Origin of the sequence: Salinimonas iocasae (assembly GCF_006228385.1) — a bacterium.
Classification (GTDB): Bacteria; Pseudomonadota; Gammaproteobacteria; order Enterobacterales; family Alteromonadaceae; genus Alteromonas; species Alteromonas iocasae.
Map to the genome: position 1 here is coordinate 260,877 of NZ_CP039853.1, position 16,494 is coordinate 277,370.

The 16,494-nt window shown below is 43.5% G+C and carries 3 protein-coding genes; all 3 read left to right on the forward strand.

What is annotated here, in order from left to right; genetic code table 11:
• Positions 1–49: 49 nt before the first annotated feature.
• The 3 genes from FBQ74_RS18500 to FBQ74_RS18510 are packed head-to-tail and all read left to right on the forward strand — an operon-like array spanning position 50 to position 16,372.
• A complete protein-coding gene (locus tag FBQ74_RS18500) occupies positions 50–1,084 on the forward strand; it encodes a thioredoxin domain-containing protein (RefSeq protein WP_139758199.1) in 1,035 nt (344 codons plus the stop codon).
• A gap of 33 nt (positions 1,085–1,117) precedes the next feature.
• On the forward strand, positions 1,118–2,620 hold the full coding sequence (locus FBQ74_RS18505) for a hypothetical protein (protein ID WP_139758200.1): 1,503 nt from the start codon (positions 1,118–1,120) through the stop codon (positions 2,618–2,620).
• 3 nt (positions 2,621–2,623) lie between these two features.
• The gene (locus FBQ74_RS18510) at positions 2,624–16,372 is read left to right on the forward strand and encodes an N-6 DNA methylase (RefSeq protein ID WP_139758201.1); all 13,749 of its coding nucleotides are present in this window, start codon (positions 2,624–2,626) and stop codon (positions 16,370–16,372) included.
• Positions 16,373–16,494: the final 122 nt, after the last annotated feature.

Sequence of the window (16,494 nt, forward strand, 5' to 3'; positions counted from 1 at the left end):
GCACGACTGCTCTTTAGACTGACTATAGAAAATTTAAAAAGGGTATCGAATGAAGTCTTTAGTTTTAGTGGTTTGTATATTGACGAGTATTCCTGCTTCAGTGTTCGCTGACACCTTTTCAGACTACCTATCTACCGCAGAGCGCAGAGGCAAGGGACTCGTTACTACTTACTTTGGCGCAGGCTCTTATGTAAAAAGCTTTAAGCAGGTTCCTGGGGGAGTATTTAAGCTGGATGCTGTATCTAAAGAAGGCGAGTCTCTTTCTTTATTTATGCTTGGTGATTTCGAAACACTAATTTATGGCCAGATGATCACGCCACACATAGCTGATAAGGCACAAGCTGGTGGACTACCGGTATTAGAGCAAATAGCAGAACGCAACAAAAAACGTATCAGCTTAAGGAAAAAAACAACCGAGTTCGTTGCAAAATACAGTGCCGGTACCGCGGCAGCATTGCTCAATGACGAAAACTTTGAAAAAGACACGACTGAGCCACCAGCTGGGCATTTAGCTACGCCCCAATCACAGAGTGAAGAGGAATCTGACAATGTAATCTTGGATAAAGTCAGGGGGTTACAACATGTTCAGCTTGGCGAAGGAAACAGAGAGCTGTTTTTGTTTATGGATCTTAACTGCCCTGCTTGCCAACAAGAATTACCTCACCTAATTGAGATGGCAAAATCCCGTTCAGTTAGCATCAAAGTCATACCGGTTGCGTTTGTTAAACCACAAGATTCAACTGACAAAGCTATTCATCTTCTTAGTGAAACGAATTCAAAAGCGCGAATAGATAGGCTAAAGCTCCTTGCACAACGAAAATCATTTAGCCAGTTGGTCAGTGATAACAAGTCAGTGGTGAATATCAAGGCGGCCCAAAGTCTGCAGCAAAACAATAAAGTTTTTAATTCACTTCCCAATATTGCCACCCCCTATTTTGTTGCAAATACCAACTACGGGTTAATAACCCGGGCTTTGGTTTCTAAAGCTAAAGTAGAGCAGTTAATTGATGCAATAACGCCGATTGCAGCACAGACAATGCAAAGTGACGGTCCGGCTGTATCCACTAACGCAGATGACATTTAACCTCATTGCAGGTGAAAAATAAGAAGTAATGTTATGGCAAATTTAATCGACGCAACGGACCCGTCCATTTATCAGTACGCCAAGCCCAATTGGGAGAGCGTGTACAGCAAATTTCAACCCTACGTGATGGCTTTGCCACAAGTAAAATCTGGGGGCGTTAGTAAGCAGCAGGCGAGCAACTGGCTTGAGGTAGGCGCCAAGCTGCTTAAAGAGTCAGAATTACGGAGACTTATGGTTGAAAGCTCAGGCTTCACCGCACGTGATATTCGAGCACTTTGGGCGCACAAACATAATGAGTATTACCCAAAGTACGAAGCGACTGAGGTTTATCGTCAAAAGCAACTAACCGCTATTCGCACCCCTGATGTTGCACTGCAGGATGAGGGTTTTCTAAAGGCTGTATTGCGCCAGGTGGCAATGGAAAAATACGGTTTTTCAGACGTTCAAGACGTTGTAAGCTCGCAATCAGCAAACCAATTAGCTAACCGGATTCCTTGGGCAGTCAAAAAAGACGTGCTACTTGGCCAGATAGATAACACGATTTTCACCTATGACGTAAAAGTTGGTTATGAGCAGACACTAACGCATTCAGACAGCATACGTCATCACTTCAACCATTTAGCGCTTGCCGATAAGAATATTGAGTCAGGCCACAGCGACCAATACAACTTTTCTGTTTCACCAGAGCTGACAAAAACAATTACAGATCTTGCCAAGCAGAAAGGCGACGGTTGGCGCCTGGCAATTGAGCTTGCAAAAAGCGCTGAAAAAATGGGGATTGGGGTAGATATTTCGAAAGAGCGCATCTCCCCTACCCCGGAAATATTTCAAACGTTATTAAACGTTGGCAATGAGCACTGGGCAAATATCAAAAACGGGGTTCAGCCCACTTTTCAGGCAAAAGTTGAATCAACATACACCCCAGAAGAAGCAACAACTTATAGACAACTCGCTCAACAATATACTGTTTCTAAAATGGCCAAAGAAGTTGCAGAGGAGCAATTTAACCATACGCGCGATGAATTAACTCGCTTGGTAGGAATAGAGCGAGCAGGAACAGCTACGCCGCATCCTCTTGTAGCGGCATCCGGTAAGAGCAACTTTGACATAGCATCCGCGGTTAACCGTCTTCAAAGCCAAGGCGTTCCAGAAGATTTCTACAAGTCTGCGACTTACGACATTGATGCCCTTGTTAAAGCGGCTGAAGCAAGTGGCGTAGATACAAATCAATACAAGTCATACGGACAAGCAGATAAGAGCAAAGTATTAAGTTCTCTTGAAATGGTTGGCATCAGTAAGGACGCCTTCACCACGCGAGACATTCACATCCATTTTACCAGTCAGACCCGTGGCGTTTTAAGCGAAGTTAAGTCACAGGCGCGAGACCTGGTTGAGACACATTATGAAGCGATGAAAACGAACGTCGCCAACAACGATTTACTTAAAGCAGATTCCATCTCGAAAAAGCTTCAACCGCAAGAGCCAGTCGAGCTCAAGGAAGCAGTCGACGAACAAAATACATTAGGCATGGGCTAACTTATGAACTTGAATAAAGATTTTATTACGCTGCAGATAACTGGACATAACGTCGAGAAAGGATATATCTATGGCATCCTAAAGGACGGTAGCGATGCTAAGTTAACGCTGGTTCAAAACAAGAACAGTACTGCACAAAACTTCGTTTCTGCATTGTCAGATAGCTCAGCCAAAACCTATGCTCCCGTGGGCGCCCATATAGTCGCCTATGGCATAAACACTATTAATGCGGACTCTGGATTTATTTCTGCTAACTTTGCCTCGGCAGTGACCAAGAATCCGGAACAAAAACATACCTTTGTTACTCCCATTAAAGTAGACAGAAAGCCTGTTGCACGAGGAAACGGTAATAATCGGTTCCTAACGCTTGGTGCAAGTGTTCTTGATGCAGATTACACCCGCTTACAAAACATCAAAGGTCTCAGGAAAGAGCTAACCGATGTTCTTCGAGGTTCATCTAACAAATCCGTTCCCGGATACTCACGTGGGTTAATGGTTCGTGTTGGGCATACACAACCTAACGGTCAAAAAGCAGTTGTACCGTATGAGTTTTATGCCTATCCAAATGAAAAAGCCTCAGATGCGATACAGCGTTTGTATGATGAAAACGGCGGGGATAATAAGTTTCGCAGGATGCTTGCGCGACTTAACCGAGAAATTGGGAAAGATAACGCTGTGATCGAGGCTGCCGGAATAAGTCGGGTAAGTTTTAATGACTATGGCAATCCCAATAACCTAAGTAAATACGCTAACGCCCAGCATTATAAAGCGAAGATACAAGGTCAAGTACGCCAAGCATATAGCATGGCCGCCATTTCAATCAACAAGCAGACAAACCGCATTGATTCTGCTCATCCGTTGCCACGAGCTAAGATTCAAAACTCAGTGAGCGGGTTACTCGGTATTCATAATGATATCGATGCCCCGTCATTTAACAGCGATACCCCTGGCACAGCAAATAAATCTCTTTCTGCGGGCATCAAAGGTTACCCATTACGAATTGAGCAACAACTGGATAGCAGCGGCCGGCTTTCTCGCTTTGCTGTCACAGGGCCTCGTACCGAGTTGGATAATTATAAAAGCCGTATTGAGTCTGCGGCTGTCGGCGTTAAGCCATTTTATAAAGAGAATACTAATAGCTACATCTTCCCCGCTATTGCTTATAAGGAAGTGGCAAGCACATTATCCGACCTCTCCGGTACCCCGGCAATATACATCAGCGAACAAAAACAAACCGGAAAAGCCAGTTACATTTATATTAATGGTCGAACTGATGAGCAACCGTTTCATAAGCGAATTTCTAATGTTGCTAAAAATCTGTCTGGAGAAAACGTAGCGGGAGCCTGGCGTTTTCCTGAGAAAAACCGCCTTCAAGTAGAAGAACAATTGGGCGACTTACTATCTCAAAGCGCAAGACCTGAAACTGCGATAGAAAAAAAGTTTAAGCCTCGCTTCCCTGATTATGCTGAATGGCAACAGCAAAAGTATAGTTTGTCAGGCAATTCAATGAAGGACGCGCATTACGATCAAATTGAAAAATATGCTGAAGAAGCGGGAATTGATTGGGCTAAAACCGCTCCGAATATATTAATGCCGTCTCCGTATACCGGAACTGAAATGTTCCTTAGTAACGCCAGCCAAAAAGACGTTTTCCCAAAGCAAACTGCCCATAACGGAAGTTGCTCTGTCATTGCTTCTACGTACCGGTATAAATCTAAGAGAACTGATAAAGAACATCTTGGAATCTACCTACAGTTTAAAAACTTGAAGATGGGCGGCGGAGAATTTTTCACTGAGTTCAAATCAGGGGATTATGACTTCAGCCTGTATGAAAGTGAGCGTGGAACAGGAAAAGTCAAAACTGGTGGTAGCTCACCCGAGGAAATCGCTAAGCGAGAGGCAGATAACCAACAGCGACTCGCAGAAAAAGCCAAACGAGAAGCTGAACAGACTAAAAAGGCATTGCAGGATGCATTGATGACCTGGGGACAAGGTATACAAGCAACCGGTAACGAACCCTACAATGTTAAAAAAGGTTTGCAATCACATGTTGACTTAATTGACCTTCGCACGGCGAAAACCCCTAACGGCAGCACATTTAGCATGTATCAGCTGGTGGATGAATATGGCAATTTCACAGGACTTCAAAAAATCTATGACAAAGGCTGGAAAGATGAGAAGGGTCGGACAACGAATAAGGTATTTACAGAAGGTACGGTCTTTAATGACTTAGATACTGGAAATCCTGTAGGCACCCATGGAAGAGTTGGCAACGACGATGGTATAAGACCAATAGTTTATGCCGAAGGCATGGCTGATACGCTCTCTGCAGTAGCTGCGACGGGTCATTTTGGAAAGATAGGCATCAATAAGAACAACCTCAAATCTGTTGTCGCTGTTTCTGTCCACAACAATCCAAATCGTGACCATATTGTTGTGGGTGATAACGACCGTGCCCATAAAGATGGAAACATCGGCGCAAAAGCTGCGTTAGATGCTGCTTGGCAAAACAACGTGAAATGGATGATTCCTAATTTTGAGGGAATGGATCTTTCCAGCGACCCGAAAGATATCAACGACCTGCATCATCTGGCGGGCCTTGAGGAAGTCCAGCGCCAGATAGGAGCTGCGCACCCTGCACCACAGAACCTACTTGAATATTATAATACCCGACTTCAGTTTGAGAACGACAAAACCTACCCAGCTGCCTTTGAAAAGGCGCTCAAAGAAATTACTGAGCGATACCCTCAAATGGATAAAAGCCGCATTGAGGCAGGATTAACATTCAAAAGAACTGAGCAAAATAACTATCAGTCTCAGGTTAATAACAGTAAAACTAAATCAGAGCGAAGTGAAAAATCTGAATCCGAGTCAACTGAATCGACCGAAACCGATGATGTTGTCAGCGAATTTGCAGCCCAATTCCCTGTAGTAATCGAGGAGAAAGTTGCCCCTCAGTCACAAAAAAAATATCTGGTTATCCGCGACCACTCAAATGGCGTTTATGCAGACCCTATAGCTACAGCAATTGAGGAGTGCATGCCTGGTAAGCAGGCCATGTATCACCCTGGACTTAAAAGCTATGTAGCCCCAGCGTCACTTAAGAATGTGTTAAACAGCAAACTACATGAAGCAACCGGCGCCCCTGCGAATTATATTGGTAAGCGTTTAAATACCGAAGGGCCGGGGTTCGTGGTACGCGGTGAGCTTACCCAAGAAGTTATCGATGATTTGGAAAGCACCATTGGATTTATCAATGGCTACTTTGATAATGCAGAGCAAGGCTTTGTTGTAGAAAATGACTTAGCCATTTACCTGGTTCAGGAAGCATTAGGTAACCGACTCACGGGTAGCCATACACCCGCTTCATTTACAGCAAGTGCGACTGAATTCAAGCCACAAACGCTTGTTGATGGAAGCCTTGAAAACCGTGCTAAAGAGCTTGGCCTTAAGCCTTCAGACATAGCAAAAATGCAGGCCTTTTTGACAGTGAAGGAAAAAGGGCTTCCGCAAGACGGCTACTGGTTCGCTGGATTATGCGCAAAAATAAAACAGTCCGAACAAGCCAATGGACAAAAAGCTTCATATTCGAGTTTGCTACACAAGGCTTATCATCAGGCATCAAGCCTATTTGCTACTGACACTTACTCTGATGAGCAGTTCATTGCTGCCGCACCGGTATGGTACTTCCTTGGCGACAAATACGATTGGACCGGCGTACAAGAAGATGAAGTTTCAGAAAATACAGATAAGCAAGAACAAGACGTTTTACCTGCAGAGCCTGTCCAAAAACCAGAAATAGAATCAACGCCAGAAAATGTCAGTACAGAAACCGTTAGCACTGAGCATACTTCTAATAACGCAGCTCCGGGGGTTGAAAGCGAGCAACCAGATAACACCGTAGAGCCAATAGATGAACCTCAAAGCGTTGAAGCAACAACTAATGCGAATTCGAAGTCTGATGTGCCGTCTTCTGAGGAATCTCCTCAAAGTGATTTGTTTGGGTTTATATCAGAGCAAGAGGAGAAAAATGTCTCCAATGCTGTCGATGCGACTATTCCCAGTGTTGAGAATAGCAATAGTGTCAAACGTGAACCTGTTGAACAGCCTTTAGAAAGCCAAGATGCAATTAAGCAGGTAGATAGCGAGAAATCTACTATTGGAAAACAGGAGGATACTTCTGAGCATGACACTACTGAGGCTTTAGAAGACGTACAAGACGCCAGCTCTCAAGAAGTGAATGTGCAAGCAATATCCGAAATTGAGCTTAGGATACGAAAGCTCAATGACACTATTACCTTGCTTGTCGAAAATGGTTATTCACATGATGAATTTCTGGATCTAGTTAGTGACTCTCCAGACTGCATTGGCTACGAAAAAGAAGACGGCAGTTTTGATAAAACCCTATTACAAGCAGACTTTCGTCAAATATCGCTGCACCCTATCCCGGATTTAGCCACCTTCAAGCCAACCTCTTTATCTGCGGCTTACTATCACACCTACAATATAGTTAGCGACAACCGGATAAATGAACTTCAGGCATTCATCAGCGAGTTGATGGAAACAAAGGGGGCGTTATCCGAGAAGAGCTTCACTAAATACATTAAGGGCAAAACTTCGAGCAAAGGCTTTCAATCTACCCAGCCATACCTTAGTGATGGTGAGTTTAATGAGGAGTTGATGAATGAAGATATATTGCACGTCACTGAATACAAACACGTTAACGAACTATATCGTGATATGCGAGAACTGTTTAAGCGTGACCTTGCAAATGAAGAAGTTGATTCTCAAGAGTCAGAGCCGTCAGTCACAATAACACTTGAAGGTCAAAAACAGTCTGCTACAAGACTGTATGATTCTGGCAAAGCTTCTCTATTCCAGACGGATGAAACCGGTGAATACATTATACAAACCGGCGATAAAATCGAGCTGGCCACTATCGAAAATATCAAAAATGCCGGCTCTGAATCAGAACCACTCATGCTTGATAAAATTCAAGGTGAGGGCAGAGGAATGTACGTAGTAACGAAGCCTGATACAAACCGTGTTTTTTACACAAGCTTTGGCGATGCTACAGCACTCTACCGGCGATTAGAGGCCTCGATAGTTGATACAGACGATAGTGATGTATCAAGCTCTGTGCAACCTACAGCCACACAGATACAGCAAACGTTATCAGCTTACTTCAGCGACCAAATATCTATTGATGAAATAGTTAAGCGTGTTGAGCAAAAATTCAATGTTATTGTCGATGAACCTACAAAAAACATAATTTCATCCGCCTTTGATAAACATAGTGAAAGTTTTAGCGACACACCTGTTTCCCAGTCTGAGAAGCTTAGTGCGTTACAAAATGAAATGGCTACCCGTGCAAAAACTGAAATGCTTTTTCACGAGTTTTACGAAGACCATTTCAAACCTGAAGGTTTCGCTTATGAGGAAAATCCATTCTTTTCTAATGAAACAGGGAGCATCGATCGGAAATCGCTAAATGCATCGCTTAAAGAAGCCGGTTTTAACTCTCTCAAGCAGATGTATCAGGACATATTTGACAGTGTCGTTGAGATTACTCATGACCATTACACCGCTACCAAAGTGGGCGGATTTATTCCAAACGCTGGCTTTAAGAAAGACATTGACCTTGAAGTCCAATTTGAAAACCTGCTAAAGGTTGTGCGCCGCGCAGAGCCGACAACCCCAGATTCTCAATTGCTCCCCTTTACTGATTACTTGGGCTCTACAAGCGCTTATCAACCGATTAATCAGATTCAGGGCGAACCCTTGGATTCTATTGCTGAACTGGATATCACTGACAAATATTCGCTTGATGAATATTTGCTTTTGGCTGATCTTCATCATGTGGCCGATGTCAGCGCATCAAACTCTAAAGTAGAAATTGCTGAAAAGATTAAGGCGACTTGGAAAGTGAGGAAAGAACTGACTTTCATGTCGGAGACTGAAATAGCGGCGTTAGATATCCCAACGTTGCAAGAATATGCTGAGATACTTAACGTCAGTACGACCAGCCACAATAAGATGTATGCGCGGAAAATCGTGGAAAAACTGGTTGAGCTCAAAGATGCTACTCATACGAAAGTTGCTCAATATAATTATATAGCCGATGCAGTTTCAAGCCTCGATAAAAATGTTGCTCTGCCTGGATACGTATATCGAGACCTTAGTAATATTACTGATAGCACAGTACTAAATATCAGTCAGGTCACCCAATATAAGCGCAAACAATTTGATAACGCTAAGATAAGAACCGAACTTGCAGACTCGCTAAAAAGCATCAATCTGCTTAGCCCAGAAACGCGCGGAGTGTTGAGCAACGTAGATTTGAGCGATGCTTATGTGGTCGGTATTGAAGAAGCCAAGTATGCTTCCAAAGCCTACACATATTCAATTCCAAAGGGTACACATATAGATAGAGTTCAACTACCTCTGGACGTTTCATATCATACTGTAATAAACGACCAACTACTTGGGCTAAATAAACCACTCGACCAATTCTGGATAGCACAGCATGGCTATTCACCTGTTTCACCCAAAGCGATGAAGGCACTGTCTATACCAGTTGAGAAATTCGTGGAGTCGACCGGCTATCTTGGATTTCGTGACGCGAAAGGTAATAGCGCTCTAATTCGTCCAGCAAAGCGGGGCTTTTCAGCAATTGAGTACGACGAAGCAACAGGGGAAGTCAATACAAGACGCTTTCAGTACACAAGTGAATTCGTAGAATTATACCGTGCCAAAGGCTACGAATTTTCTGACCTGGATCCGATTTTGGATGAACTTGCTCTAGATGAATCAGCAGATAAGGTTGAGCAGTTAGCATTCATCCGCAATTTACAAGATGGCGGCCTAACCAATGATCAAACAGATCAACTTGCCTCCCTCCTCACAGATGAAATCGAGGCAACGGCAAAACAGAAAGCAGTGGTTGCCTTATCCCGGATTGAAGCATCTCTTAAACAATCGATTACTGAGAAACTAACCCACGTGGCTCAGTCTATACCGATCAACATAAATGCGAACTACCCTTCCACCATCACTGCTTTAAAAGAAGCCAAGCAGATGCAAGCTGAGCCGGTTATGGCTGAAACAAATCCAATTGCAGAACAAGCGATAGTTGAAACACCAGAGCCGCAAGCCACCGTCAGTGGCGGCTTATTCGATATGTTGGACAGTGATGCGCCAATCGATAAAATTTCAGAGGAAGCTCAAATTGCCCCTGTAAATGAAATAGGTGAAGGCAAGCTGGTGGTTCACTCAAGCGGTCGAGTCGGTGTTGTCAGTAACGTTGACGGCGAACAGGTCACGGTTAAACCGGACTGGGAGTATAGAATTCTCCAATCAGCTTCAGCGCGTGACTCATTGATTGATAAAGAGTCGGGCCGATTTATTTTTACCTTAGAAATGTCCGAGTTTGCTAAAACAAAAGATGCATTAGCTTTAGACATTGATATTGATTTGCTAGACCCTCGAGATGCTAATGGTATCGCACGAATTGAATCGATGCCCCTACTCCATTTAAAAGAGTTCAATAGCATACTCGCCAATGACACCAGCTCTAATGACAGAAGTGTGCTCGCTGGGAACGCAGTTTCAAAAGTGCAAGCCAGAACCGCGGGTAGACTTTTCGCAACGGGCGACTCTGAATTAGTTCAAGAAAATGAGTTGGCAGCACTTAAACATTTTGCCTCACCTGACGATCCATCAGAAGTTATCCAGTGGTACGGTGAAGAACTCAAAAAAACAAAGGCTAATGTATTAAGCCGCAATTTTGAAAAGGCGCTATCAAAGGCCGTTGAGTTTGGATTCGAGCCAGGAATGGACTCAACTCATCTGACCGTTTCTGCAGCAGAGCTTGATATAGTAAACGAAGCAACTCTATTGAAGTTGGCCAGCACCAGCACTCTTAGTGAAATTCTCAATCAGCAAAGTCCTGAAAGTCGCTATATTGCCACTCGCCACGTGAGATTTGATGAACTTGAAAGTTCTGAAAAAGACGTGATTCTCCATGGCGATGTACGCATTAATTTTATCGGCGAAAAAGTATCTTATTCAACGAGAGACGGAAGCACTTACCCATCTCTTAATATGCTGTTAGACCATCACGCTACACAAGATCCCGAGCCTGTTTTCCATGCTGGCCAAGAACTGGTTTTAGTTGATGGTGAAAATGTAACAATTGAGGTTGTCGCTGAAGATACTTACCCTGAAGATGGCACCGTTATGCTTGGTGAAGAGTCGTCGACAGCACACAAAATTGAATCTGTATTTGAGTATGACTTTCGTGAAGTTGAAGCCAGAAGTCGTCAATTCTTCGATAATGCTAACGGAACTATCAAGCAATTACTAAATCAGCCTTTTAAAAATGATTATAACGACGCCAATATCAAGGATTTTGCTTATAACAAGATGGCTGAAACATCAGTCAGATCTATGCTTGAAGAGATAGAAGCAAATGGCCAACATGAATTTATGGGCTATGAGCTTTATATTGCAGACAATAAGTACAGTTATTTTGATGAAACACAAAAGACTGAACCATACGAAACCATTGCCAATGCTCAAGAAGCGGTACAGACCTTAGTTAATCAAGCTCGTGAGGAAGAACAAAATGCAGATGCAGAGAGACATAGAGACATACATGATGACGTTTTGTCCGGTTCAGCAGAGCCAATTGCAAGCGACCGGCAAATGGGAGGAATGGCTGAAGAACAAAACGCAACTATTGCAGCTACAGCTAACCAAGAAGATAGAGGCTCTAGAGTCGACGACTCCGCCTCCACAGGGGACAGACTATCACGAGCAGGTAGCGTACCATCAGTACATAAAGGACCAAGCAATGCAGGGAGTGCTCAAAGAGCACCTACCAGCGAGCGAACTGTAACCTATTCTTACCCAGATAATCTTGAAGACAACATTGGTACTTTACCTAAAAAAATTGAGCTGAACATAGAAGCGCTGCGCATTAGCAAGCTCATCGATGAGGAACAGCGTGAAGCGACTTTAGAAGAAAAAGATGCTCTTGCCCACTACACAGGCTGGGGTGGCATGCCCGGCATGTTTGATCATACGAACTACCTGTATTCCCAACAGCGCAGGCAACTAACAGAGTTAGTTTCCGCACAAGAGTACAGCTCTATTAAAGAATCTGCATTGACCGCCTTCTACACGCCGCCCTCTATTATCAAGGAGGTTTATTTTGGCGCTAGTAAATTCGGCTTTGTCGGGGGAGAAGTTAGTGATCCTTCTACTGGAATTGGCTCATTTTTGTCAACGATGCCCGAAGAGCTTAAAGAAAACTCAAACGTTACAGCTCGCGAGCTAGACACTGTTACAGCCCGTATAGCTCAGCAAATACACGGAGAGAAAATCGTCAAACAAGGTGGCTTTGAAAAGACAAAGCAACCTAACAATTATTTTGACTTGATAACGTCCAACATTCCTTTTGGAAATTATTCTGTATTTGACCCTGACTATGCACAATATGGATATAAAATTCATGACTATTTTCTTGTCAAAAATATCGATAAGGTCAAGCCTGGGGGGATAGTCGCATTTATAACTTCCACAGGCACCATGGACAAAGCTGATGATGCTGCTCGTCAGCACGTTTATAAGTCATCAGACTTGGTTGCTTCAGTCCGACTCCCCTCAAAAACATTCTCAAAGTATGCAAATACTCATGTAGGCGCCGACGTTGTATTTTTTAGAAAGCGTCTGCCCGGAGAGGAGCCTTTAAGCTCAGACTGGCTAAACACTGAGACTATTGATGCTGAGGATAGAAATGGCGATATCCATACTCACAGTATCAATGGCTATTACGTGAAGAACCCTCAAATGATAATTGGCAATACGGTTTCTGTGCGAGGACAGTATGGCTATGAGCTTTCAAGCTTATACGATGGCAATGTGGCTGAAGCTTTACACAGTGCTCTTGAAGGCGCCCCATCTCCAAAGCCTACCCGCAAAAAGGATGCTTCCATTGTTATTGAGGAAACTAAGAGTGAGGAAATTATCACGCTGATAGATGACCACCTTCGCCCTGGCTCATTTACGATGGCTGGAGATCAATTAGGAGTTGCTGTATCAACTTATAATCCGGAAACAGAGGATTATGATTTAACGTTCGAGCCAATCAATGTCAAAGGTAAGAAGGCTGAAAGACTATCAAGCTTGATAGGAATTCGAGACCATCTTCGTGCGCATATTAGTCTGCAAATGCAAACGACTGGTATGCCTGAAGAATTGGCAGAATCTATTACGAGACTTAACACTCTTTATGACCAACATGTAAAGAAATTTGAGAACCTGAGCGAGAGCACTACAAAGCAGGCCTTTCAGGAAGATCCTGATTATCCCCTTCTAATGGGTCTTGAAATCGTTGATAAATCAACTCAAAAAATTGTCAAGACAAACGTATTTAGCGAAAGAACGATCGGCAAAAACAGTCGCCCAACCCATGCTGATAGCGCAGATGAAGCTTTTGCTATATCAATGGCGTGGGATGGAACGATAACCCCCTCATTTGTTAGTGAACTTCTTGGCAAGAACTGGGAACAAATCACCGAAGAAAACGTGGGCACGTTGTTTGTTGACCCAAGCCAAAACAAGTGGGTACACCGCTCGCAGTATCTTTCTGGAAATATTCTTGAAAAACTTGAAAGTGCGAAAGCTGCAGTAGAGTTAGATTCAAGTTTTCAACAAAACGTAGAAGCGCTTGAAGAAGCGATGCCGGAGCCGGTTCTTGCAGAAGAAATTAAGTTACGTTTGGGTAGCGGCTGGGTTCCTACTGAAATTATAAGCCGGTTTACTGAAATGGTTATTACAGGAGAGTCCTCGCCATTTCCTGGTGAAGCAAACCCTAATTTCAAAGTTTCGCTTATAGGTGCAGATTGGCAAGTCGGGGTAAGCGACTGGACTATCTCTCAAAATGACGGGCGGGCGCGAAACAGGTACGGCACGGAACGTATTAGCGCATCTGAGCTAATTCAAAAGGTGCTAAATGGTAGTAAAATTGAAATCTGTGACACTGTTGAAGACAAGCGAGTTGTTAATATAGACCAAACTGCAATTGCTAACTCTAAAGCACAGGATATCAAAGAGCTATTCAACAGTTGGGTCTGGAACGACCCTGAAAGAAAGGCGCTATTAACGCAGGTTTACAACAACCGATTCAATGTATTTGTAGAAGCTAAATATGATGGTTCTGGTATTCAGTTCACAGGCCTAAGCCCAACTTTTAATGGGAAGCCATTTACTCCTCGTCAAACACAACGCAATACGATTATGCGTTACTTTCAAGAAGGACGGGCGCTTTTAGCACATGGTGTAGGTACCGGAAAATCATTTGAATTGGCTTCAATTGCAATCGAAGGGAAAGCCCGTAATTTACATCAAAAGCCAGTTGTAGCGGTGCCAAACAACGTTTTCGGTCAATTGAGTCGCAGCATTCAGCAACATTATCCTAACGCTAGGGTCCTGAGCCTTGACCCTAAGAAAATGAATAAGACGCAACGCCATGAGTTAACGAGCAAAATTGCGACTGGGAACTGGGATTGCGTGGTTGTAGCCCATAGCACATTGGATAAGCTCAGCGCACCTAAGCAGTTCGTTGACAATCAGTTACAAAAACAAATCTGGGAGCTACAAAGCGTAATAGATAATCAGGATAGCCAAGGTACGTTTACAAACAAACGCGCTCAGCAAAAACTGAAAAACCTGGAAACAAAACTTCAAAAAAGACTCGACCAGGATTCAAAGGACAATGTGCTTTACCTTGACCAGTTAGGTATAGATGCCTTGCTGGTGGATGAGGCTGATAACTTTCTTAACCTCGGCTCACCTTCCAACATGGCTCACGTCAACGGTGTTAACACACAAGAATCTAAGCGTGCGATGAACATGTTATTTATGACTCGATTTATTCAGGATATGAATAACAACCGGGGCGTTGTATGGGCCACCGGTACTGACATCAGAAAGTCGATGAGCGACCTGTATGTAAATCTGTATGTTTTAGCGCCTGATGAACTGAAAAAGCTTGGCGTTGATAACTTCGATGCCTTTATGTCAGTGTTTGGTGAGGTAGTCACTACCATCGAGGCTAATCCGGAAGGAACTGGCTATAGAGAAAACTCACGCTTGGCAAAATTTAACAATTTACCTGAGCTGGGTCAGTTATATAGAACTGTCGCCGATGTCGTTACAGCTGAGATGGCAGGAGTGGTAAAGCCTGAGTCAACTAAAATTGGTGTTAAATGCCAGGGTAATGAATTCTTCTCGGCTTATATGAAAAACATAGCAAAACGGGCGACCTCATTTCGGCAAGGCTCTAAAGAAGAGTCCTGGTTTGCAATACAGCATTCTTCACAGTTAGCTGCGATGGACATGCGCTGCGTTGATCCAACCATACCTGAAGCTACGGGCTGCAAAATCTCCAAAGCAGCTCAGAATATTTTGGCTGAACATAAACCAGAAAGTGAGACACCCAGAGCCCAGTTGGTCTTTATTGACAGGTTTGTTAATCCAACTGCAGCTGGGTTTAGCGTGTATGACACTCTCATCGACAAATTAGTTGATGGGGGTATCCCTCGCGACAAAATTATCGACAGCCGGCAAGTTGTCAGTGAATTTCAGAAAAAAGATTTTGAGGATGGCATGAATAGTGGCAAATATCTTGTTGCCATTGGAACCACTGAGCGGTTTGGTGTTGGGAACAACATACAAACGAACTTAGTTGCCATGCACGAATTGACTCCACCTTGGAACCCAAGAGACTTAGAGCAACGGCTAGGAAGAATAGAGCGCCACGGAAATTTAAACGATGAGGTAAATGTTTATCGATATACCACCGAAAATAGCTTTGATTTGTTTCAGTGGGAGACGATGAAACGCAAAGCTTCCTTTATCATGCAAACAAAGCTGGAACCACATTTGGCTCCACGTGAATATACCGAAGAAGCAGATGCCACTTACAGTGAAATGATGGCCATTGCTACCGGTAATACGTTGATCAAAGATAAAATAGAGGTTGATGCTGATCTACAACGCTTAGAGCGCCTGAAACGCTCTCACATTGATGGAAAGCGACAGATGCAAGGTTCTATTACCTATTCAGAAAGGTTCATCGTGACGCAGCATAAGCATCTTGAATTTATCCAGACATTTATTGATAAGCTACCGGATAACTCAAGCTTTGAATTTGAAGGTAAGTCATTCGGCCAGGACCTGAAAAGTGGTGCAGAAGCTATAAAGTCAGTGTTCAAAAAGATGGAGGGTAATAAGTCACCTCAACTTATCGTGAATGCCGGCAAATTTGGTGACTTAGAGCTTAAATTTAGACTAGAAGAAAGATCCGATGGCAAAAAGGGGTACACGCTGAAAGCCTACGTTGGCAAAGAGACTGTGAAAGTTTCAAATAACGCCTATGTGGGTGCGCAATTATCAGACCTCCCCACCCTTTTACCGCGACTCTTAGAGGAAAAAGAGAACTGCCTAGCTCAGATCAGTAAAGAGGAAAATAGAATAGAAAGCCTTAAGCAGGAGCTTCATCAGCCATTCGAAAAAGAGTCAGAGCTATTAACGCTTACCAACCGCGCGGAGCAACTTAATAAGCAACTCCTACAAGCGGCTAATGAGGCATCTAATAGTGACGATGATGTTGATTGGGAAACCCTGCTTGGTGAACATAATCAATCGGAACATAACCCAACTAACCAGCCGAGCATGGGAATGTAAATTTAAATATGCCCTGACACACCTTAGAGTCAGGGCATACAATCCCGATATAACGAGCTTATTTCATTGCTTGCTAACCTAAATACAAAGACCATCAACTTGTTACTTTTGCAATGTGGTCT

Bases quoted from the DNA above. Each gene is read 5' to 3' on its own strand.
- FBQ74_RS18500 (WP_139758199.1), top strand. From the start codon at position 50: ATGAAGTCTTTAGTTTTAGTGGTTTGTATATTGACGAGTATTCCTGCT.
- FBQ74_RS18510 (WP_139758201.1), top strand. From the start codon at position 2,624: ATGAACTTGAATAAAGATTTTATTACGCTGCAGATAACTGGACATAAC.
- FBQ74_RS18505 (WP_139758200.1), top strand. From the start codon at position 1,118: ATGGCAAATTTAATCGACGCAACGGACCCGTCCATTTATCAGTACGCC.